General features: G+C 72.7%; 20 protein-coding genes. 11 read left to right on the forward strand and 9 right to left on the reverse strand.

The window, feature by feature from the left end:
- Positions 1–29 precede the first annotated feature (29 nt).
- Complete coding sequence (locus tag ACFYNL_RS17730; RefSeq protein ID WP_388803753.1) at positions 30–944, forward strand: carboxypeptidase regulatory-like domain-containing protein; 915 nt, start codon at positions 30–32, stop codon at positions 942–944.
- Positions 945–951: 7 nt separating this feature from the next.
- On the opposite strand, the gene ACFYNL_RS17735 is transcribed toward ACFYNL_RS17730, so the two are convergent.
- Positions 952–1410, reverse strand: coding sequence for an FxLYD domain-containing protein (locus ACFYNL_RS17735; RefSeq protein ID WP_388803756.1), 459 nt, complete (start codon positions 1408–1410; stop codon positions 952–954).
- A gap of 201 nt (positions 1411–1611) precedes the next feature.
- Between ACFYNL_RS17735 and ACFYNL_RS17740 the strand changes: the two genes are divergently transcribed.
- On the forward strand, positions 1612–2193 hold the full coding sequence (locus ACFYNL_RS17740; RefSeq protein WP_388803759.1) for a hypothetical protein: 582 nt from the start codon (positions 1612–1614) through the stop codon (positions 2191–2193).
- A gap of 39 nt (positions 2194–2232) precedes the next feature.
- On the opposite strand, the gene ACFYNL_RS17745 is transcribed toward ACFYNL_RS17740, so the two are convergent.
- The 5 genes from ACFYNL_RS17745 to ACFYNL_RS17765 all read right to left on the reverse strand — a co-directional run bounded on the left by ACFYNL_RS17745 (position 2233) and on the right by ACFYNL_RS17765 (position 6050).
- Positions 2233–2592 carry a DUF6479 family protein gene (locus ACFYNL_RS17745; protein ID WP_388803762.1) on the reverse strand — a complete coding sequence of 120 codons (360 nt, stop codon included), beginning with the start codon at positions 2590–2592 and terminating at the stop codon, positions 2233–2235.
- A 36-nt stretch (positions 2593–2628) separates the two neighbouring features.
- The gene (locus ACFYNL_RS17750; protein ID WP_388803765.1) at positions 2629–3090 is read right to left on the reverse strand and encodes a VOC family protein; all 462 of its coding nucleotides are present in this window, start codon (positions 3088–3090) and stop codon (positions 2629–2631) included.
- Positions 3091–3239: 149 nt separating this feature from the next.
- Positions 3240–3878, reverse strand: coding sequence for a DUF305 domain-containing protein (locus ACFYNL_RS17755; protein ID WP_388803768.1), 639 nt, complete (start codon positions 3876–3878; stop codon positions 3240–3242).
- Positions 3879–3996: 118 nt separating this feature from the next.
- A complete protein-coding gene (locus tag ACFYNL_RS17760) occupies positions 3997–4410 on the reverse strand; it encodes a DUF6153 family protein (protein ID WP_388803771.1) in 414 nt (137 codons plus the stop codon).
- 47 nt (positions 4411–4457) lie between these two features.
- Positions 4458–6050: a carbohydrate-binding protein gene (locus tag ACFYNL_RS17765; RefSeq protein ID WP_388803774.1), complete on the reverse strand. Its 1593-nt coding sequence runs from the start codon at positions 6048–6050 to the stop codon at positions 4458–4460.
- Between the two features lie 345 nt (positions 6051–6395).
- On the opposite strand from ACFYNL_RS17765, the gene ACFYNL_RS17770 reads away from it, so the two are divergent.
- The 4 genes from ACFYNL_RS17770 (at position 6396) to ACFYNL_RS17785 (ending at position 8581) form a co-directional block, all read left to right on the forward strand.
- Complete coding sequence (locus ACFYNL_RS17770) at positions 6396–6800, forward strand: sortase-dependent protein (RefSeq protein ID WP_388803777.1); 405 nt, start codon at positions 6396–6398, stop codon at positions 6798–6800.
- Positions 6797–7432, forward strand: a complete 636-nt coding sequence (locus tag ACFYNL_RS17775; RefSeq protein WP_388803780.1) for a class F sortase — start codon at positions 6797–6799, stop codon at positions 7430–7432. The genes ACFYNL_RS17770 and ACFYNL_RS17775 overlap by 4 nt, the downstream gene beginning before the upstream one ends.
- Positions 7433–7536: 104 nt before the next feature.
- Positions 7537–8028 (forward strand): RNA polymerase sigma factor, encoded by a 492-nt coding sequence (locus tag ACFYNL_RS17780; protein ID WP_388803783.1) that lies wholly within the window; start codon positions 7537–7539, stop codon positions 8026–8028.
- Complete coding sequence (locus tag ACFYNL_RS17785) at positions 8012–8581, forward strand: hypothetical protein (protein ID WP_388803785.1); 570 nt, start codon at positions 8012–8014, stop codon at positions 8579–8581. The genes ACFYNL_RS17780 and ACFYNL_RS17785 overlap by 17 nt, the downstream gene beginning before the upstream one ends.
- On the opposite strand, the gene ACFYNL_RS17790 is transcribed toward ACFYNL_RS17785, so the two are convergent.
- Entirely contained in the window at positions 8562–9182 is a 621-nt protein-coding gene (locus tag ACFYNL_RS17790) for a hypothetical protein (RefSeq protein WP_388803788.1), read from the reverse strand. The genes ACFYNL_RS17785 and ACFYNL_RS17790 overlap by 20 nt on opposite strands.
- 329 nt (positions 9183–9511) lie before the next feature.
- Between ACFYNL_RS17790 and ACFYNL_RS17795 the strand changes: the two genes are divergently transcribed.
- The 3 genes from ACFYNL_RS17795 to ACFYNL_RS17805 all read left to right on the forward strand — a co-directional run bounded on the left by ACFYNL_RS17795 (position 9512) and on the right by ACFYNL_RS17805 (position 13219).
- Positions 9512–10357 carry a PP2C family protein-serine/threonine phosphatase gene (locus ACFYNL_RS17795; protein ID WP_388803791.1) on the forward strand — a complete coding sequence of 282 codons (846 nt, stop codon included), beginning with the start codon at positions 9512–9514 and terminating at the stop codon, positions 10355–10357.
- 5 nt (positions 10358–10362) lie between these two features.
- Positions 10363–11508: an MASE1 domain-containing protein gene (locus tag ACFYNL_RS17800; protein ID WP_388803794.1), complete on the forward strand. Its 1146-nt coding sequence runs from the start codon at positions 10363–10365 to the stop codon at positions 11506–11508.
- 202 nt (positions 11509–11710) lie between these two features.
- Positions 11711–13219, forward strand: a complete 1509-nt coding sequence (locus tag ACFYNL_RS17805) for an SDR family oxidoreductase (RefSeq protein WP_388803797.1) — start codon at positions 11711–11713, stop codon at positions 13217–13219.
- A 418-nt stretch (positions 13220–13637) separates the two neighbouring features.
- Here the strand turns inward: ACFYNL_RS17805 and ACFYNL_RS17810 are convergent, their stop codons facing one another.
- The gene (locus ACFYNL_RS17810; RefSeq protein WP_388804585.1) at positions 13638–14636 is read right to left on the reverse strand and encodes a LacI family DNA-binding transcriptional regulator; all 999 of its coding nucleotides are present in this window, start codon (positions 14634–14636) and stop codon (positions 13638–13640) included.
- 321 nt (positions 14637–14957) lie between these two features.
- Between ACFYNL_RS17810 and ACFYNL_RS17815 the strand changes: the two genes are divergently transcribed.
- Complete coding sequence (locus ACFYNL_RS17815; RefSeq protein WP_388803800.1) at positions 14958–17009, forward strand: glycoside hydrolase; 2052 nt, start codon at positions 14958–14960, stop codon at positions 17007–17009.
- Positions 17010–17127: 118 nt separating this feature from the next.
- Here the strand turns inward: ACFYNL_RS17815 and ACFYNL_RS17820 are convergent, their stop codons facing one another.
- Positions 17128–18003 (reverse strand): DUF72 domain-containing protein, encoded by an 876-nt coding sequence (locus ACFYNL_RS17820; protein ID WP_388803803.1) that lies wholly within the window; start codon positions 18001–18003, stop codon positions 17128–17130.
- Positions 18004–18190: 187 nt separating this feature from the next.
- Between ACFYNL_RS17820 and ACFYNL_RS17825 the strand changes: the two genes are divergently transcribed.
- Entirely contained in the window at positions 18191–19567 is a 1377-nt protein-coding gene (locus ACFYNL_RS17825) for a phosphatase PAP2 family protein (protein WP_388803806.1), read from the forward strand.

Genomic DNA, 19567 nt, shown 5'->3' on the forward strand with positions numbered 1-19567 from the left:
GCCGACGCGTGTGAGGAGCTCCGCCGACGATGAGCAGGTACGCAAGGACCTCGGTGCTCGGGTCGCTCGCCGTCGCGGGCGTGCTGGTGATGTCCGGTACGGCGTACGGGGGAGAGGACGCGGTCGGACTCCTCGGCCGTCGCCTCGGTCCGGTCGTCGACAGCCTCGGTCCGGTCGGCGGCCCCCGCCCCGTCGACCGCGACCTGTGGGCGTCCGCGACCATCGAGCCCGGGCGGGAGGGCATCGTCGAGGTCGGCGGGTACGACGGGGTGGCGCTGAAGGCGGGTTCCACCCTGACGCTGACGGCGCCCGCACGGACCCGGGTGACCGGCGTGCCGTACGCGGCGGGCGCCTACCGGGCCTCCGTGGCGCTGGGCGGGGGCAGTGGGACGTACACCTTCGTGGGAACCCCCTCCTCGGCGGGGGAGCCGGTGCCGGGTTCCGCCGCCGAACCGGACGCGGCGGGCGGGGAGGCGTGGAAGGGCCGCACCTTCCCCTTCGTGCTGTCGGTCCGTCCGGACGCCGAGCCCGGCACCCGGCTGCCGGACTGCACCCTGGTCCTGAGGGACGCCGAGGGCGTGGTGCGCGAGCGGGGCACCTGCACCGTCACGGTCGGGCTGCCCGCGCCGACCCTGTCCCGGCCCCACTCGGGCGTTCCGCTGAGCGCCTCGCCGCAGGCGGCGGGGACGGCCTATCCGGGCGCCCAGGTGACGGTGCGTGACGCGGGCGAGAACGAGGTCTGCGCGACGACCGCCGCCCCCGACGGCACCTGGTCCTGCGTACCCGGCCTCGCCCTCACGCCGGGCCCGGGCCGCCTCCAGGCGACGGCGACCCTGAACGGGGTCAGCGCGACGAGCGAGCAGATCAACATCACCGTGGCCGGGCGGCCGCACACCGTGTCGGACGGCGAGGGCGATCCGCTCCAGCGCCGTCCGCGCCGGTGACCCGCGCTCAGTAGCGCACCGCGCGCGCCACCTCCGCCCGTACCTCGCCGCTGAGATCACGCGTGCTGCGCGCGGTGCCCGTCCCCGATCCGCCGGCGGCCACGTCGGCCACGGTCACCACGGCCGCGTCGAGCAGATTGCCGTCCTCGTCCCGGAAGTCGATCTGCGCCGCGAAGGACCGCGTCGAGTCGGTCGTGTTCCGTACGGTGACCTGCACGGTGGCCCGGCCGTCGGCGTCGGTCGTCGGCTCGCCCAGCTGCACCGCGTCCTTGGCGTCGACACCGCCCTTGATGTCGTCCAGCTTGCGGCCCGCCTCCGCGGTGGCCGAGGCGAAGGCCGACGCCGCCTTGCTGGCCGCCGAGGAGGGGGTCTCGTCCTCGGAGCAGGCGGTCAGGACGGCGGCGGCCACGGCGGCGGTCGTCGCGAGGATCGTGGTCGTCGTCCACCGCGTCCGGTGACCGGGCATGGTGCCTCCAGGGGATGTGGTCCGCTTCGGGTGAGCCGCTCGTACGGGCTCCTCCCCAGTGAAGATCCCCGCGCCCGCGCCCGCACTCCGGTCGTCACCCGATCGGCCTTTCCCCCGTGGTGACCGCGCCCTTGCGGTCCGATGGTCGTACCGACCGCAGAACACGATCGCGGCACACGCGAGAAGTGGGGTACGGCAGCCATGAGCCAGCAGCAGCCGCAGTCGCGAGCGACCGACGCCGCCCACAGCCCCTCGGGAACCTCCGGGCCACCGGAGTCACGCGCCGCCCACCTGGAGCGGCCCTGGGCGGAGGGCGGGCCCGCCCCGGCCCCGAGCCCCGCCCCCGCGCCCGGCTGGGCGACCGGCGGTCTCGTCTTCGCCGGTGTCCTGATGGTGGTGAACGGCCTGCTGGCCGTCCTGCAGGGCATCTCCGCGATCGCCGAGGACGATGTGTACCGCCGTGTCGGCGACTACGTCTTCGAGATGAACCTCACCGGGTGGGGCTGGACCCTGCTCGTCCTCGGTGTCGTGGTGGCGGCGGTGGGCTTCGGCATCCTCCGGGGCGCCTGGTGGGCCCGGGTCACCGGCATCTTCGTGGCGTCCCTCGGGCTGGTGCTGCACTTCCTCTTCCTGCCGTACACGCCCGCCTGGTCGGTGATCATGGTCGGCATCGACTTCTTCGTGATCCTGGCCCTCGCCCTGGCACCGGACGTCCCGGAGGCCGGCGCCGACACCACGGGTTCCGCCGGCTCCGTCGGCGCTTCGAGGCGCGAGCGCGCCTGAGCGGCTCGCCGATCCCGCGGTACGGCAGGCCCCGGGCGGTCAGATGCCGCCGCCTCCGAAGGACCCGCTCTTGCCGGGCTGCCAGCGCCTGCGGTGCTGGTCCTCGCTGCGCCTGCTGCCCGCGTGGTGCAGGTCGTGCGGCAGGAGCCGTTCCTTGCCCTCCGCGTGCGGCACCTCGTCCGGCTCCCTCACCTCGCGGACCTCATGGACCGGCCCGGTGTCGGGCAGGTGCGGCTGCTCCTCGGCCTTGGGCCGGGGCAGCTCTCGATCACGGACCCGCATGCCGAGCTGCACGGCCCAGATCAGTGCGCCTGCGATGAACAGGCCACCCACGAAGGCGGCGATCACGTTGAGTACTTCGCTCGACGTGGCCGCTAGTACAAACGTCGTCGTACTCATGCCCCAATTATCACCGAAACGGACGAATGGGCGCCTTCAGGGACGGCCCTGACCCGCCGCCGGGCCCTCCGCCCCGCCCGTCTCCTCGTCGCCCAGCTCCTGGAACAGGGTCAGCTGGAGCGCGCCGGGAGCCTCAAGGCGGGAGTTGAGGGAGTTCCAGGGGGTGCGGGTCGGCTCCGCGAGGACCTCCGCTCCGGCGGCCGCCAGCCGCGCCGTGGCGGCGGTGGAGTCGTCCACCTGGAAGGCGACCCGGATGTGGCCGGCCACCCTGCGGCCCACCTCGACCTCGTCGATGAACCCGGCGTGGTTCGGATCGGTCAGCTCCAGGGTGGCCCGGCCGGCGTCGAGGATGGTGACCCGGCCGTCCGCCGAGGCGAACGCGGCCTGCTCGGGGAGGCCGAGCACATCCCGGTAGAAGCGCAGCGCCTCGTCGTAGTCGGCCGCGGTGACGACCAGGCGCAGTTCGCGTACGGGGGGTCGGACCGGTGCGCCGGACATGGGGGCTCCTCTTCGCCGCTTCGAAGCCGTCGGTTCCGCGACGGCCGTGCCACGTGAACCGCGGCGCCCGGCGACCTGATTCCCCATGGGGCCTCACAGCGGTGGACCGGGCCCCTTGACGCGGCCCGGGTCCACCGCCCGGCGGGGTGTCAGCCGGCGTTCTTGCCGAGCAGCTTGTTCATCTCCCGGATCTCGGCGGTCTGGGTGGTGACGATGGCGTCCGCCAACTCGCCCGCGGGGCCGTACTCACCCTTCTGCTTCTCGGTGGTGGCCATCTCCACCGCGCCTTCGTGGTGCTCGATCATCATGGTCAGGAACATGGTGTCGAAGTCCTTGCCGGACGCCTTCATCAGCCGGTTCATGGCCTTGTCGTCCATCATCCCGGCCATCCCGGAACCACCGGAGTGACCGCCGGAGTGGTCCATGCCGGGAGTCGCCGAGGGCACGTCGTCGCCCCAGGACCGCAGCCACCCCGACATCGTGGCGATCTCCGGGGCCTGGGCCTTCTCGATGCGTGCGGCGAGGTCCTTGACCTGGGCCGAGGAGGCGCGGTCGGCGGCCATCCCGGCCATCTGCACGGCCTGCTGGTGGTGCGGGATCATGCCCTGCGCGAACGTGACGTCCTGGGCGTTGTGGGCACCGGCCTCCGCGCTCGACGAGGAGGGCTTGCCGGACGGAGCGGCCGAGCCGGAACCGCCGTCGCCACCGCAGGCGGCGAGGACAAGGGCGGCGGTGGCGGCCGTCGCGGTCAGGGCGGCGCGGCGAACGAGGGTACGTGTGCTGTTCATGCTGAGAACTCCTGCGGGGTACGTGAGTCGCCGCGCTCGCCCTGGGGGCGTCGAGGCGCGGCACGGGCATGGCTGACTGCCGTGCGCCCGTGGGGCACGGGGACGGCTGGGCCTTGTCCTAGGTCCGCAGGATCTGCAGTTCGGCCAGGGAGGGCGGTGCGCGCCCGCCCTTCGGGGTCGCGGTCACGGAACGACCGTCGAGGTCCACGCCGGCGGCCGACCCGGACGGATCGGGCACCAGGGCCGGCAGCACCGGGCCCGCCCCGACGGCACCGGAGGCGCAGGTCGGATCGGCGTGCTGGGCGTGGCCGCCGCCGGCATCGCCGCCGTGGCAGACGGATTCGTCGGTCGGGGCCTGCGCAGGGGCGCTCGCGGCGGGTGCGTGGGGGTGCGCGGCGGCCGCGACCGCGTCGCCGGGGGCGAGTCCGTGCATGGCGAACAGCCCGGCGAGCAGCCCGAGCAGCACGAGCAGGCGCCACGGTCCCGTGATGGGGAGCCGTGGCGCATGGTGGTGCTGCGCGCGGGCCGTCACGCCCTCATCGTACGTATGTGGTCCGCGCCCGGTTCACCCGTACCGCGTCACGGCGCGACCCGGGTGCCCCCATAGGTCACGACGAGCCGCCCGTCGGAGGCGAAGGACCACCTCAGGGCACCGGCGTAGGACGAGCACCGGGAGCCGTTCGACCCGGTCCACCACTGGTTGGTGCTGTCGGAGGTACCGATGATCCGGTCGTTGGACCCGCCGTCGCACGAGGTGTTGCTCTTGAAGACCGACGTGCTGCCGGCGTCGAAGTTGAAATTGCGCTGGGCGTTGCCGGTGCTGACGTTCTCCGAGATCTGCATCGTGCCGGTGTTGCTGTTGAAGGTGAAGCCGTGCTTGCCGTTCTGGTGGGCGATGCTGCGCCGGACGATGTGATCGACGCCGATGTCGTCGCCGCCGAGCTTGTAGCCGTTGCGGTCGCCGTTGCCGGCCTGGCCGCCGTTGCTGAGGGTGCCGTTGCCGTAGGCGAGGGAGTCCTCGATGGTCACCGCGCCGATGGGGCCGGTGTCCGGCTTGGTGTAGAGGTCGTAGCCGTCGTCGATGTTGTTGTGGGCGACGGTGTGGCGGAAGACGTTCCCGGGGCCGACGGTGAGCTTCGGGGCGAAGCCGTCGGCGTCCTCGCCGTCGGAGTCGACGTTGTCGTGCGACTCGGCGCTCAGGATGAGGTTGTGGGACGGCCACCGGTCCTTGGGGGTGCTGGAGAGGGTCCGCGACAGTTGCAGCCCCGAGTCACGGTTGTGGCGCGTCACCGTGCGCTCGACGATGTTGTGGCTGCCGCTCAGGAAGATGCCGTTGTCCCCGGCCCGTTCGACGACGAGGCCCTTGACGTGCCAGTGGTCGGCGTTGAGGGCGAGACCCCGGTTGGCCGGGTCCTCGCTCTGCGCGGAGAAGTTCAGTACGGGGGTCTCGCCCGGGTGGGCGAACAGTTCCGTGCGGTCGCCCGAGGTGCCGTTCCGGCCCGTCGGGATGGTGACCGTCCGGGAGTGGTGGTAGGTGCCGCCGCGCAGGTAGATCGTGCCGCCGGGCGTGATGCGGTTGATGGCCGACGTGAGCGTCGTGGGGGCGGACTCGGTCCCGGCGGCGCCGTCGGTGCCGTTCGGCGCGACGTACAGGACGGGACCGGTCGGCTGCGGGTCGGTGCCGCCGCTCGTCTCGACGTCGGCGTGGTCGATGTTGGGCAGGCCGGCGGCGGTGGTCGGAGTGAGCCGGACCGTGTTGCTGCCCGCCCTCAGGGAGACGGTCAGGGTCTTCGTGACCCACGTCGACCAGGCGCCCGTGCCCTCGAAGGACGGTGTCTGGACCGTGCTTCCGTTGACGATCAGGGAGGCCGGGCGGGCGGTCGTGGTGCCGTTGGCGAAGCGGACGCCGATCGTGGCGGTCCCGGCGGCGGGGGCGTTCACGGTGAACTGGGCGTGGGCGCCGGTGGCGTTGTCGCCGTTGCAGAAACCGGTGCCGGTGTACCCCGACCAGTCGGAGTCGATGGTGCCGGTGCAGATCGCGGGGGAGGTCTCCGCCTGGTACCGGGTGGTCGCGGCCTCGGCGGAGGTGCCGGTGACCGCGACGAGAGCGGCGGCCAGGAGAGCGGTGGTGGCCAGGGCGGCGGGGACGGTGCGGGCTGATCTCGCGGGCATGGGGGCTGAGCCCTTTCTGTGCGGCTTCGGGTGTGCAGCGTGGGGGCGCGTTCGGGTGCGTGAACGGGCTGTACGGGCCGGACACCTCTTCAGAGAGGGAAAGCGCTTTCTGGGGAAGGTAGGAGACCCTCGCGGGCGCGTCAATAGATGTGTACGTGATTGCCGTTCATGACCATGAACCGACAGGTCGCATGGAGGAACCCAAGCGCCGCCCCTTCACCGCCGCCGCGTCGGCGACGGACTTTGCCTTCTCTTTACAACCCGTCCACCGCCCGCCTCGTCTCTTCGCTCGACCCATCGCCCAGGCCCGCCGCAGACCGGGCGAACGACGAAAGAGAGCGACCCATGCGCCGCACCCTCCTCAGTGCCGCGGCACTGACCTGCACCGCCCTGCTGGCGAGCACCGCCCCCGCCTTCGCCACCACGGGAACGCCCACCCCGGCCCCCGCCACACCGACCACCGCCCCCTCGGCCACCGCCGCACCGACGCCCACCGCCGAACCGAGCGCCCGGCCGACCAGCGCGTCCCCCGTCCCCACGGCACCGCCCTCCGCCGAACCGACCCGGGCCCCGGGCGGCGGCCAGGTCTCCCGTGTACCGTCCGGCGCGCCCGACACCGGGGTGACCGCGTCGACCTCGGGATCCGCCACCCCGGGCGGCGGGCTGGTCGCCGGGGGTGCGGCCGCCCTCCTGCTGGCCGGCGGCGCGACCACGTTCGTCGTCCGGCGTCGGCGGGCCACCGGGGCATGACCTCCCTGTCCAGGCGCGCGTTCGGCACGGCCGCGCTGGCCTCGGTCCTGGTGGGCTGCGGTGGCGAGGCGGCGGAGCGGGGCACGCAGGCGGGCTCCCGCAGGAGGAGGGGCGCGGAGCAGTCCGGGAAGGACGCCTCCCCCTCGTCCGGCGCGAACTCCGCGCGGATCCTCGGCCGTTCGGACCCGGTCCGCCTGCGGATCCCGGCGATCGCGGTCGACACCCCGGTCATACGGCTGGGGTTGGCGCCGGACGGCACCGTGGAGGTGCCGCCGATCACCGCCGACGACCGCGCGGGCTGGTACCGGCACTCACCGACGCCGGGCCAGATCGGTCCGTGCGTCGTGCTCGGCCATGTCACGGTCGGCAGGTACGGGGACGGGGTCTTCCGGCGGCTGGACCGCCTGCATCGCGGCGACCGCATCGTCGTGGCCCGCGAGGACGGCGCCGCGGCCGAGTTCGCCGTCAGCGCCGTACGGACCGTGGCCAAGGCGGACTTCCCTGCGCGGGACGTCTACGGGGACGTGGCCCGCCCCGAGCTGCGGCTGATCACGTGCGGGGGCCCGCGCAAGGGCGACGAGTACCGCGACAACGTGATCGTCTTCGCCGAGCTGAACGCCACGTCCCCCTGACATCTCCCGCCAGGCCGGCACGGACGGGGTGCCGGGGCCGCGGAACGTACGCCGACGGCCCGGCATCTCATCCGGCGCAGGCTTCCTCACGACCATGGAGCGCGTTGAAACGGTCCCGCGACACGGCAGCGTCCGAGCTGTTCGCCGCCCTGTACCCACGCCTCGCAGGCTGGTGCCGCCGTCTCGTCGACGACGACGAGACGGCCCACGAGATCGCCTCCGAGGCGTTCACCAGGCTGTGGGCGCGGTGGAGCCGGGTGGACGAGCCGCGCGGCTTCCTCTACGTCACCGCGGCCAACCTGGTGCGGGACCACTGGCGCAAGCTGGAGCGTGAGCGCAGGGCGATGCGGCGGGTCTCCTCGGAAGCGGCCGTCAACTCCCATACGGAACAGGCGGATCCGTCCGTACGCCTGCTGGTCCAGTCCCTGCCGGAGCGACTGCGCGTCCCGATCCTCCTCCACTACTACGCTGACATGCCGATCCGGGAGGTGTCCGTGCTGACCGGACGCAAGGAAGGAACCGTCAAGGCCGACCTCCACGCGGCCCGCGAACTGCTCCGCGTCCACCTGAGGAGAAGCCTTGACCACACGCTTTGACGACGAGGAGGAGGGCCTTGAGTTCGCCGCGGACGACCCCTTGGCGGTGATCCTGCGGCCCCCCTCGCCCGAGCACCTCGCGCCGCCCCCCGGCCGCTACGAGACGATCCGCCGGACGGCCTCCCGGCGCCGTCTGCTGCGTACGGCGGCGGGTCTGGGCGCGGCCTGCGCGGTCACCGCCCTGCTCGCGGTGCCGCTGTACCTCGCCGGGCCCGACACCTCCACGTCCCCGACGCCCCCGCTGGCCCCGGCGCCCACGAGCACACCGACGACCACTTCCGAACCGTCACCGCACCCCACCCCTGCGCCGCCCTCCCGCACGGGCACACCCACCCCGATGGTGCCGCCGAGGCCGGCCGACTCCGCCACGCCCACGAGCGAAGGGGCCGACGGGTCCCGGACCCCGAGCGGCTCGTTCCCCACCACCTCCGAGCCGTCGACCTCCGCGCCGACACCGACCTCACCGGACACCCGGACACCGCCGACGACACGGGCCGAAAGGTCGGCGGACCCGGCCGCGGCCACGCCGGACGTCAGTACCGGAAGCCGATGACCCCGAAGCCCGGGCGCTCCGCCGCGTGCCTCATCCAGCCGAGGCACTGCATGACGGCCTCCACGACCTCGGGCTCCAGCGGCGGCGCCTGACCCGAGGCGTCGACCGCGCGCTTGGTCGCCTCGAACTGCTCCAGCGCCCGCGCGATGTCCTCGGGCCCCCACTGGCCGCAGCCCGGTATGTAGGTGTACGGCAGGGGAGCGGGCAGGCCGCTGTAGCCGAACTCCTCGACGGACACCGCGGTGATGCCCAGCGCCTTCAGCCCCTGGTCGACCTGCGTCAGCCAGTCCCCCCGATGCGGTGTGAAGCAACTGTTGTCCAGGAACGATCCGGTGAGCGAGCACAGCCGCTCATAGGCGTAGCCGTACTGGAACGCGTGGTCCTCGTCCTCGCTGAAGGGACCGCCGTGGACGACCGCGCGCAGCGCCTCGTACGCCGTGGGCGCGCCCTGGTCGATCTCATGGCTGAAGTCGCGGTCGGACCGCTCCAGCCGGTCCCCGAAGCTGTCCTGGATCACGTGCAGCAACTGGTCGTCGCGGGATCCGACCAGGGCACGCGTGGCGGCCACGTCCAGCAGATAGACACTGAGAGAAGAACTCATACGACGAACCTAAAGCACGCCACTGACAGTCGGTGCGCGGCGAACTGAGCCCCCGTCGGCTGCGGGGCGCCCCTCGCCGGGGGTGAAAAGGTCGCCCGTGCAGCACCTCCCCGCGCCGCCCGGTCCCGGAGGTCATGACCGCGCTGCCCCTCCAGCCACTGGTCACCGGTCCCGACGCACCGCCCGGCACCGGGCACTGAGCGGGGTCCGACGGGGGTCGGCCCGGGCCGAAAGCCCTGACCTTGCGAAATCCGTGGGCAGTGCGGCACCGGGGTAACGTGAGAAAGCCATAAATGGCGTAACTCCGAAGAAACCCGGAGTGTGATGCCATGCCCCACCGCCGCCCCGCCCCGCCCGGCGGTACCGGAGATCTCCTCCAGACGCTCGGGGACCTGACCGGCCGGATCCTGGACCGGATCAAGTTCCAGCAGGCCCGGGTGGAGCTCGCCGCCGCGCTGCAACGCCAGGTGCTCGCCGCCGAGCTGCCGGTGTTGCCCCGGCTGCGGGCGGCGGGACGGTACGCACCCGCCCGGACCGGCCTGGACATCGGAGGGGACTGGTACGACGGCTTCCTCATGCCGGACGGTTCCGTGGGCTTCGCGATCGGGGACGTACAGGGGCACGACGTCGAGGCCGCGGCCCTCATGGGTCAGGTGCGCACCTGCCTGCGGGCGGTCGCGACCGCCACGACGGACCCGGCGGAGGTGCTGCGGCGCACCAACGACCTGCTCGTCGCGATGGACTCCGGCCGCTTCGTGACGTGCTCCTTCCTGCGCTACGACCCCGTGACCCGCGAGCTCGCCGACGCCCGCGCCGGGCACGTGCCCGCCGTCTGGGCCACCGTAGGCGGCCGCTGCGACGTCGTGCTGAACGAAGGTGGCCTGCCGCTGGGCATCCAGGCCGACGAGAGCTACCCGTCGACGGTCCGGTCGCTGACGGAGGTGGGCGCGTTCGTGCTGCTCACCGACGGGCTGGTGGAAGGCCCGAGCTACCCGATCGAGGAAGGGCTCGACCGGGTGGCAGCGGTGCTGGCGGGCGGCGCCTGCGAGGCCGCCCCGGACGAGCTGGCCGCCCGGATCATCCAGGTGGCGGACTCCACGGGCCACAACGACGACGCAGCCGTTCTCGTCCTCCGCCACGGAGGGCCTGTGCAGCACCGGCCGGTCGAGGAGTGAGCGGTATGCGCGATCCGGTCGGCCCGGACAGCGGGCTGCCGCGTCCGGTCCGGCTGTCGGGGCGGGCGGGGCGCCGGAGCACCATCGGCGGCCCGGCGCGCCGGGCGTACGCCGTCGAGGGTGTGCGGCTGGCCGCGGTCGTGGCCGCGTACTACGTCAGCGCCAGGATCGGACTCCAGCAGGAACTGGTGCGCGAGCAGGTCACACCGTTCTGGCCGCCCACCGGCATCGCCCTGGTCGCCCTGCTGCTGTGGGGCTTGCGCATGTGGCCGGCGGTGGCGCTCGGCGCGTTCCTGATCAACATGACGCTCGGGCCGTCGGTTCTCGCGGTGCTCGCCATCGCGGCCGGCAACACACTGGCGCCGGTGTGCGCCTGCCTCCTGCTGCGGCGGGTGGGATTCCGGGCCGAGCTCGACCGGCTCCAGGACGCGCTGTCACTGGTCTTCCTCGGGGCCCTGATCGGGATGGTGCTCAGCGCGACGGTCGGCACCGCCGTCCTCATGGGCTCCGACGCGCTGGGCACCGACGACTTCTGGCCCACCTGGGCGGTGTGGTGGACGGGCGACGCCATGGGGGTGCTCGTCATCGCGCCGCTGCTGCTGGCGGCGCGCGGCGCGCGGTGGCCACGCGGCGTGCCCGCCCTGCGCTGGGCCGAGGCGGTGGCCCTGGTCACCGGTACGGCGGCGGTGTCGTGGCTGGCGACGCACAGCGCGATCAACCTGCTCTACCTCGTCATTCCCTGCGTGATCTGGGCGGCCTTCCGCTTCCGGCTGGCCGGCGCCGCCCCCTGTGTGCTGATCGCGTCGGTGATCGCCATCCAGGCGGGCGCCGCGGGGGCGGGTCCGTTCGACGGCCGCGACCTCCTCGCCCAGATGGTCATCCTCCAGGCCTTCAACGGCACCGTGTCCCTGACCGCCCTGCTGCTCTCGGCGGTCATCGCCGAGCGCGGCCGCACCCTCCAGGAGATCGAGAACGTCTGCGAACGCCTGAGGGAGGCGCTGTCCCGGCTCGCGCCGGACGAGGCACGCGACGAGTGGTCGACGCCCGGGCCGCGGGAACGCGATCGCCGACGCGGCGAGTCCCGGGCCGACGGCCGGTCACACGGTGCGCGGACCGGCGATGTCCCGGACCGACGTGCACGCGGATCCTGACGCCACCGGGACGGCGCGCGGTGCCGGGGAGCCGAAGCACCTCGGCGCGCCCGTGCCGGGGAGCCGAAGCACCACCGGCCCCGGGGCCGCCGAAGAAGCGGCGCCCGGCGCCTGTCCCCCGGCGCGGTTGCGCCGCCCGCCCGCGACCCCAAGCATGGGCTCGGGGGGAACGAGGCAGGGGCGGCCCGGGAGGACGACCGGCATGACGACCGGCATGACAGACGACGACCGGCCGCTGCGCTGCCTGGTCACCGGCGCCACCGGGTATCTGGGCGGCCGGCTCGTACCCGAACTGCTCGCGGCCGGGCACTCCGTGCGCTGTCTGGCCCGCTCGCCCGGCAAGCTGCGGGACCATCCGTGGGCCGGGCAGGCGGAGGCGGTCCGCGGGGACGTCACGGACGAGGAGTCCGTACGCGCGGCGATGGAGGGCATGGACGTCGCGTACTACCTGGTCCACGCCCTGGGCACCGGGCGCGGCTTCGAGGAGACGGACCGGCGCGCGGCCCGGGTCTTCGGCGAGCAGGCGCGCGCCGCCGGGGTCCGGCGGATCGTCTACCTGGGCGGGCTGGCCCCCGCAGGGGTCCCCGAGCAGGCGCTCTCGCCCCACCTGCGGTCCCGCACCGAGGTCGGCCGGATCCTCCTGGCCTCGGGGGTCCCGACCGCCGTCCTGCGGGCCGCGGTGATCATCGGATCGGGTTCGGCCTCGTTCGAGATGCTGCGGTATCTGACCGAGCGGCTTCCCGTGATGGTGACCCCGAGCTGGGTGCGCACCCGCATCCAGCCGATCGCCGTCCGCGACGTGCTCCGCCTCCTGGTGGGGTGCGCGCGGCTGCCGTACGACGTGAACCGTGCCTTCGACATCGGCGGGCCGGACGTCCTCACCTACGAGCAGATGATGCGCCGGTACGCCGTCGCCGCCGGACTGCGCAGGCGTGTCATCCTGCCCGTCCCGCTGCTCACCCCGCGGCTGTCCAGCCTCTGGGTCGGCCTGGTCACGCCGGTGCCGGGCGGCCTCGCGCGCCCGCTGGTGGAGTCGCTCAGGCACGAAGTGGTGTGCGCGGAACGGGACATCGTCCGGTACGTGCCGGACCCGCCGGAGGGCCCGGTCGGCCTCGACCAGGCGATCCGGCTGGCCCTGCGCCGTGTGCAGGACGCGGACGTGGCCACCCGGTGGTCCTCGGCGTCGACCCCGTACGCCCCCAGCGACCCGCTGCCGACGGACCCCGACTGGGCGGGCGGCAGCCTCTACACGGACCACCGTGAGCGCACGGTCGCGGCGTCCCCGCAGGCGCTGTGGCGGGTGGTCGAGGCGATCGGCGGCGAGAACGGCTGGTACTCCTCGCCGCTGGCCTGGTCCCTGCGCGGATGGCTGGACACGCTGGTGGGCGGGGTGGGGCTGCGCCGGGGCCGCCGCGACGCGACCCGGCTGCGGATCGGCGACAGCCTGGACTTCTGGCGGGTGGAGGAGATCGAGCGGGGCAGGCTGCTGCGGCTGCGCGCGGAGATGCGGCTGCCGGGTCTGGCCTGGCTGGAGATGTCCGTCGAGGAGGATCCGCGAGGGCGTACGGTCTACCGGCAGCGGGCGCTGTTCCACCCGCACGGCCTGGCCGGGCACGCGTACTGGTGGGGCGTGGCGCCCTTCCACGCCGCCATCTTCGGCGGGATGGCCCGCAACATCGCCGCCGCGGCGGAGTCGACCGCGTTGCGCTGAGGGCCACGGGGCCCGAAGGATCGGCGGCACGGCCGTCGGGGACTCCCACCGACCGGTGCCGCGTCCGGGGCGAGCCGCCTGGCCGGGCGTGCTGCTCGAAGAGCCGGTGGGGGCCTGGTCGCCGTTCCTCGTCGGCCGTCATCGAGGTGAGGTTTCCTGAGCCGTCGCCGTGGTCGGGTCGGTGGCTCTGCGGCTCGTCCGTTGCCGTCGCCGTGGTCGGGTCGGTGGCTCTGCGGCTCGTCCGATGCCGTTGCCGTGGTCGGGTCGGTGGCTCTGCGGCCCGTCCGCGCCGAGGGCCCGCGTGGTCTGGCGCGTCCGGGGCGACCTGCCTGGCCGGGTGTGCTGCTGGAAAGGCCGGTGGACGCGTGGTTCGGGGGCTCGTCGCCGGCGCGCCGGCAGGCACCGGCGTGCGGCCCCCTCAGTCGGCCCCGTGGGGAGCCCGCCGTGCCGTGCTCTCGCGCACGACGAGCCGGGTGGGGACGAGCGTCGTGCCGTGCGCGGAACCGTCGCGCCGCATCTTGCTCAGGACGCCCTCGACGCAGAGGCGGCCCACCTCGGCGAAGTCCTGGTGGATCGTGGTCAGCGGCGGCAGGAAGGACGCGGCCTCGGGGATGTCGTCGAAGCCGATCACGCTGACGTCGTCGGGCACCCTGCGGCCGCGCTCGTGCAGGGCGCGCAGCAGCCCGAGCGCCATCTGGTCGTTGGCGGCGAACACCGCCGTGCACTCCCGCTCCTGAGCGAGCCGCAGACCGGCCCGGTAGCCGGACTCGGCCGACCAGTCACCGCGCACCAGGGGCGGTGGGACCGCGCCCGCCGCCACGAGGGTGCCGTGCCAGGCGTTGGCGCGGCGCTGGGCGGCGAAGGAGCCCTCCGGCCCGGCCAGGTGCCACACCGTGTCGTGCCCGAGGTCCAGCAGATGCCGTACGGCCTCGCGGGCGCCGCCCGCCTGGTCGGTGTCGACAACGGTGTAGCGGTCGCCGGCGTCCGAGTCGGCGACTACGACCTGGACGCCGGGCGGCAGCGAGATGGTCGCCGCGTCGAGCAGATGGATCTCCATGATGACGATGACCGCGTCCACGGCGAGTTCCCCGAGGCGGGAGAAGGCGCCGTTGACCTCGTCCTGGGTGGGCACGGCGACGGGCAGCAGCGTGACGGCGTACCCGTGCTCGGCGGCGGAGGTGGCGATCGCCTCCAGGGTGCGGATGTTGCCCATGGTGGACAGCGAGAAGGTGATCACGCCGAGCGTGCGGAACTCCCCCCGGCGCAGCGCCCGTGCGGCGCTGTTGGGCCGGTAGCCCAGCTCGCGCATGGCGTCCAGGACCTGTCGGCGGGTCTCCTCGGTCACCCCGGGAAAGCCGTTGGAGACGCGGGAGACCGTCTGGGAGGAGACGCCGGCGAGCTGCGCGACATCGGCCATGGAGGCGCCCTGGCGGGGACGGGCGGCGCGTTTTCTCGTACGGCCTCCGGCCCGGCCCGTGCCCGTCGGGGCCTTGTCACCGTCCACTGCACCCACCTGCCCTCACCCCTCTCGCCCCACGACCGGCGTGAACTTTCGGTCCGGAACGACTCCTTGACCCCTGAGATTCGGACAGTGTAGACATCCGGCCAGTGGATGTTTACGTAAACATCGCCCAGTCGGAATCGTACGAGAAGGCGCCAAACCCGCACCAGTCGCACCACGTGGATCCGTTCTCTGCGTCCCCGGACCCCGGCACGCAGAAGAGGTGGAGTACTCGACATGGCACACCGCACCCGCAAGAGAAGGCTCCTCGGGGCCATCGGCGTCACCCTGGCGACCGGCACCGTCCTGGCCACGACCACCCTGCCCGCCGCGCACGCCGAGACCACGTCTCGGGCGGCCGCCGCGGTGACGGTCCGGCCCGACCCCTCCTACAAGCAGGAGAGGTTCGAGGGCTGGGGCACCAGCCTGGTCTGGTTCGCCAACGCCACCGGTGACTACCCGCCCGCGATACGCGAGAAGCTGTACAAGCTGCTCTTCGGCGACGAGGGCCTCGCCCTGAACATCGCCCGCTACAACATCGGCGGCGGCAACGCCCCGGACGTCAAGGACTACCTGCGCGCGGGCGGCGCGGTCGAGGGCTGGTGGAAGGCACCGGCGGGCACCACCCGCGAGGACGTCGACTGGTGGGACGCCGAGGACCCGGGCGACTGGAACAGGAACGCCGACAAGACACAGCGCTGGTGGGTCGACCGCATCAAGAAGGACATCACCCACTGGGAGACCTTCAGCAACTCGCCGCCCTGGTTCATGACCGAGAGCGGCTACGTCTCCGGCAACTTCGACGCGGGCAAGGACCAGTTGAAGCCGGAGTCCGTCGAGGACTTCGCCAAGTACCTGGTGGGTGCCACCGAGCGGCTGGAGAAGGCGCACGGCATCAAGGTCGACACGCTCGACCCGTTCAACGAGCCGAACACCGACTACTGGGGCACCAGGCTCGGCCCGGACGGCGAGCCCACCGGCGGCCGCCAGGAGGGCGCCCACATGGGGCCCGAGCTCCAGCAGAAGGTGCTGCGCGCGCTCGCCCCGGTCCTGGAGAAGTCCAGGAGCAACGCGGAGATATCCGCGATGGACGAGACCAACCCCGGCACGTTCGCCACCAACTGGAACTCCTACCCCCAGGAGGTCCGTGACCTGGTCGCCCAGATGAACGTCCACACCTACGGCACCGGCCAGCGCACCACCGTCCGCGACCTCGCGAAGGCCGCCGACAAGCCGCTGTGGATGAGCGAGGTGGAGGGCGACTGGGGCGACGGCCAGAGCTTCACCGACATGCGGCCGGGCCTCGGCCTCGCCCAGCGCATCGTCGACGACCTGCGTGAACTGGAGCCCCGTGCCTGGGTGTTCTGGCAGCCCGTCGAGGACTACGACAACATGAAGCCGGGCGGCGAGTCGGCGAAGGGCGGCAACTGGGGCGAGATCCAGCTGCCGTTCAGCTGCACCTCCGAGGACACCCTGGAGACCTGCCCGGTCTACACGAACACCAAGTTCGACACCGCGCGCAACTTCACGCACTACATCAAGCCCGGCGACCGGCTGATCAAGACGAACGACACCTCCAGCACCGCGGCCGTCTCCCGCAAGGGCGACGCGGCGACCGTCGTCCACGTCAACAGCACCGCCGAGGCGCGTGACGTCACGCTCGACCTGTCGAAGTTCGGCCGGGTCTCCTCCCGCGCCACCGTCACCCCGGTGGTGACCAGCGCCGACGGCAAGCTGGAGAAGCAGAAGCCGGTCCGGGTCAGCGGCAAGCAGGCCACGGTGGCCGTGCCGGCCCAGTCGGTGACGTCCTTCCTCGTCAAGGGTGTCTCGGGTGTCGCCGGGGACGCGGCCGAGCTGCGCGAGGGCCACACCTACCGGCTGACCGGCGTCCAGAGCGGCAAGGACCTCAGCCTCGCCGACAACGGCACCGGACTGGTCATCAAGAGCGCGAACGCCTCCGACCCGAGCGGCCGGCGGTGGCGGGTGGAGAAGATCACCGGCAGCGACAACCGCAAGCGGTACGTCCTGTCCGAGGCGACCGAGGACAAGCGCCTGGCGGTGCGTGACGGTGCGCTGGTGGCCGAGCCCGACGAGGGCCGTCGCGACAGCGCCGCCCAGTGGATCATGTCCACCACCGGCGACGGCACCTGGACCCTCGTCAACGCCGGCACCGGCCGCCTCGTGGACGTGGGCGGCCAGTCCACCAGCGAGGGCGCCGCGGTGGGCGTCTGGCTGCCCAACTCCGGCACGAACCAGCGCTGGAAGGTCACCGACGTCACCGGAGGGTGACGACAGCGCTCCCGCCTGTGTGACACCCCCGCCCGCCGCCGTGTCGACATCCCTCGGCGGTGGTGGCGGGGGTGTCGTGTCCTCATCGGGAGGCGGGGCCCGGAGTCTCGCGGAGCTGTCACGCGTCCGGTGCGGTCCGGGCGTCCACGGGACGTCCGAGCAACCCGGCCATCGTCTCGGCGGCCCGTACGGCCGCGTCCCCGCAGCAGTTGTTGAACAGCACGTGGAGCCGCTCGACCCGCTCGGCGAGTACGCGCAGGCGCGGCAGCCATTCGGCGAGCTCGTCGCCGCCGTAGGTGTGCCGGAACCGTTCCTCCTTGCTTCCGGTGCCCCAGGCCGCACTGCGTCCGTGGAACCGGACGACCGACAGCCGGGAGGAGGTGACGGGCGTCACTGGCGGTATGGAGGACGGGAGCGTCCGGTTCATGTCGACGGCGACGGCGGCCATGTCGTAGCGGGTGAGCAGCGCGCGGGTGTCCCGCTCCTGTCCCTCCCGCCACCACGCCGGATGCCGGAACTCCACGGCGAGGGGCCAGCCTCGGGTACGCCGGGCGGTGGCCGCGAGAAACGCCTCGGCCTCGGGCCCCGGGCGGAACCACGGGGGGAACTGGAACAGCACGCACCCCAGCCGGCCGGCCTGCCGCAGCGGCGCGATCCCGGCGGCGAACCGCGCCCACACCGCGTCGAGCACCCCCGGATCCCGGGCGTTCGGGGGCAGGCCGTCCGGCATCACCGCACTGCGCGTGGGGTGCCCGGTCAGCAGGGAGAAGGCCTTCACGTCGAAGACGAACCCGTCCGGTGTCCGCTCCACCCACAGCCGGCTGTTTTGTTCACCGGGCAGGGCGTAGTACGACGCGTCGACCTCCACGACGGCGAAGCGCTCCGCGTAGTGCCGTAACCGCCCTTCGGCGTCCCGCCGCCCCGCCGGGTACCAGCCGCTGCTCACCAGCGCCCGGTCGGTCCACGAGCACGTGCCCACGAGGATCTCGCCCATGGCGTGCGGTTACCCCGTCCGCTTACCGGCAGACAACCCTTTCGCCCGCCTTCGCGTCAGTCCAACAGGACCGACCGGAACGCCCGTTCACATCCTTCTCATGACCGATGAAACCCGCCCGCCCTGTTCGATAACATGATCGACCTTACGATGATCGTTCTAATTTACTAACAAATCGGCTGATGAATTGATATCCAGAGCATCGCGGTCTTTCTCGCGCATCAACGTCAAAACCCTGTCCGTCGCGTGGCGTCGGCCGAGGGTGCTGCTGTGGACCGCGGCGACCGTGGTGGCGGTCGGATTCCTCGTCGCACTGGAGATGGCCGCGCGGGGCTACGGAGTTCCGGGGCCGGTCACCAATCAGGCACGGGAGGCGATATTCGCCCCCAAGTCAGGTTTCCTGCTGTATGCCGGCATGGCCCTGATGATGGTGGTTCTCACCTGGCGGCAGCGGTTCATCGCCCTGGGCGCCGCGATCGGCGTCGATGTCGTCTTCCTGCTGGTGCGTTGGGCGGCCGACCTGAAGACGACCGACGGCCATCCCTTCGGCAACGGCGCGCTGTGGGTGATCCTCGGCGCCGCGGTGGTCGCCGTCACCCGCCGCACCGGCCGGGAACGCCTCCTGCTGCTCAAGGGCGTCGGGCTGGGCCTGTTGCTGGTGGCCGGCCGCAAGACCGGCGACACCTGGCTGCTCATCACCTCCAAGACCCGCCCCACCGTGCTCGACCAGTACGTGGCCACCGCCGACCACGCCCTGGGCAACCCGTCCTGGCTGGTGGGCCGGATGGTCCGGGCGACCGGCCCGGTCGGCGCCCATGTCCTCGACTGGGTCTATGTGCAGCTCGCGGTCGCCGCCGTCGTCGTCGCGCTGTACCAGCTGCGCCACGTGGCGGCCGAACGCCGTTTCCCGCGCCACCATCTGGTGCGTACGTTCCTGGTGATCGGCCTGCTCGGGCCGGGCATCTACATGATCTTCCCGGTCGTCGGACCGATCTTCGCCTACGGCCCCGGCGCGATGGGCACCGGCGGCGGGCAGTGGGCACTGGCCAACCTGTGGCCGGACGTGCCGCCGCCGGCCGGGGGACCGCAGCCGATGCCGTACGACGGGATCACCCCGCGCAACTGCATGCCCAGCCTGCACACCGCGTGGGCCACGGCGATCTTCATCCACTCCCGCAAGGGCCCGCGCGCCCTGCGTTTCGCGGGAACCTTCTGGCTCGTGGCCACACTCGGCGCGACGCTGGGATTCGGCTACCACTACGGCGTGGATCTCGTGGCCGGGGTGGTCTTCGTGATCACGATCGAGGCGGCACTGCGCGCACTCGACCGCGGCTGGGGCCGGGCGGGAATACAGCTGGTCGCCTACGGGGCGACCGTGTTCGCCGCGCTTTTGCTGTCGTACCGCTTTCTGCCGCGGGAAATGGCCGCCCACCCGTGGTTTTTCGGCCCGCTTCTCATCCTGGCCATGTCCTCGGTGGTGTACGGCTATCTGCGGACCACCAGGCAGTGGGAGCCGAATGCCGCACCGGTGCGGCAGCCCGCGCCACAGCCCGAATTGGTGTGA

The sequence above is a fragment of the Streptomyces sp. NPDC007808 genome (genome assembly GCF_042868655.1).
In the GTDB taxonomy this organism is placed as follows: Bacteria; Actinomycetota; Actinomycetes; order Streptomycetales; family Streptomycetaceae; genus Streptomyces.

Coding starts and splice junctions, on each gene's coding strand:
- ACFYNL_RS17815 (WP_388803800.1), top strand. CDS start 14,958: ATGGCACACCGCACCCGCAAGAGAAGGCTCCTCGGGGCCATCGGCGTC.
- ACFYNL_RS17755 (WP_388803768.1), bottom strand. CDS start 3,878: ATGAACAGCACACGTACCCTCGTTCGCCGCGCCGCCCTGACCGCGACG.
- ACFYNL_RS17750 (WP_388803765.1), bottom strand. CDS start 3,090: ATGTCCGGCGCACCGGTCCGACCCCCCGTACGCGAACTGCGCCTGGTC.
- ACFYNL_RS17775 (WP_388803780.1), top strand. CDS start 6,797: ATGACCTCCCTGTCCAGGCGCGCGTTCGGCACGGCCGCGCTGGCCTCG.
- ACFYNL_RS17810 (WP_388804585.1), bottom strand. CDS start 14,636: ATGGCCGATGTCGCGCAGCTCGCCGGCGTCTCCTCCCAGACGGTCTCC.
- ACFYNL_RS17735 (WP_388803756.1), bottom strand. CDS start 1,410: ATGCCCGGTCACCGGACGCGGTGGACGACGACCACGATCCTCGCGACG.
- ACFYNL_RS17745 (WP_388803762.1), bottom strand. CDS start 2,592: ATGAGTACGACGACGTTTGTACTAGCGGCCACGTCGAGCGAAGTACTC.
- ACFYNL_RS17820 (WP_388803803.1), bottom strand. CDS start 18,003: ATGGGCGAGATCCTCGTGGGCACGTGCTCGTGGACCGACCGGGCGCTG.
- ACFYNL_RS17790 (WP_388803788.1), bottom strand. CDS start 9,182: ATGAGTTCTTCTCTCAGTGTCTATCTGCTGGACGTGGCCGCCACGCGT.
- ACFYNL_RS17740 (WP_388803759.1), top strand. CDS start 1,612: ATGAGCCAGCAGCAGCCGCAGTCGCGAGCGACCGACGCCGCCCACAGC.
- ACFYNL_RS17770 (WP_388803777.1), top strand. CDS start 6,396: ATGCGCCGCACCCTCCTCAGTGCCGCGGCACTGACCTGCACCGCCCTG.
- ACFYNL_RS17730 (WP_388803753.1), top strand. CDS start 30: ATGAGCAGGTACGCAAGGACCTCGGTGCTCGGGTCGCTCGCCGTCGCG.
- ACFYNL_RS17805 (WP_388803797.1), top strand. CDS start 11,711: ATGACGACCGGCATGACAGACGACGACCGGCCGCTGCGCTGCCTGGTC.
- ACFYNL_RS17800 (WP_388803794.1), top strand. CDS start 10,363: ATGCGCGATCCGGTCGGCCCGGACAGCGGGCTGCCGCGTCCGGTCCGG.
- ACFYNL_RS17795 (WP_388803791.1), top strand. CDS start 9,512: ATGCCCCACCGCCGCCCCGCCCCGCCCGGCGGTACCGGAGATCTCCTC.
- ACFYNL_RS17765 (WP_388803774.1), bottom strand. CDS start 6,050: ATGCCCGCGAGATCAGCCCGCACCGTCCCCGCCGCCCTGGCCACCACC.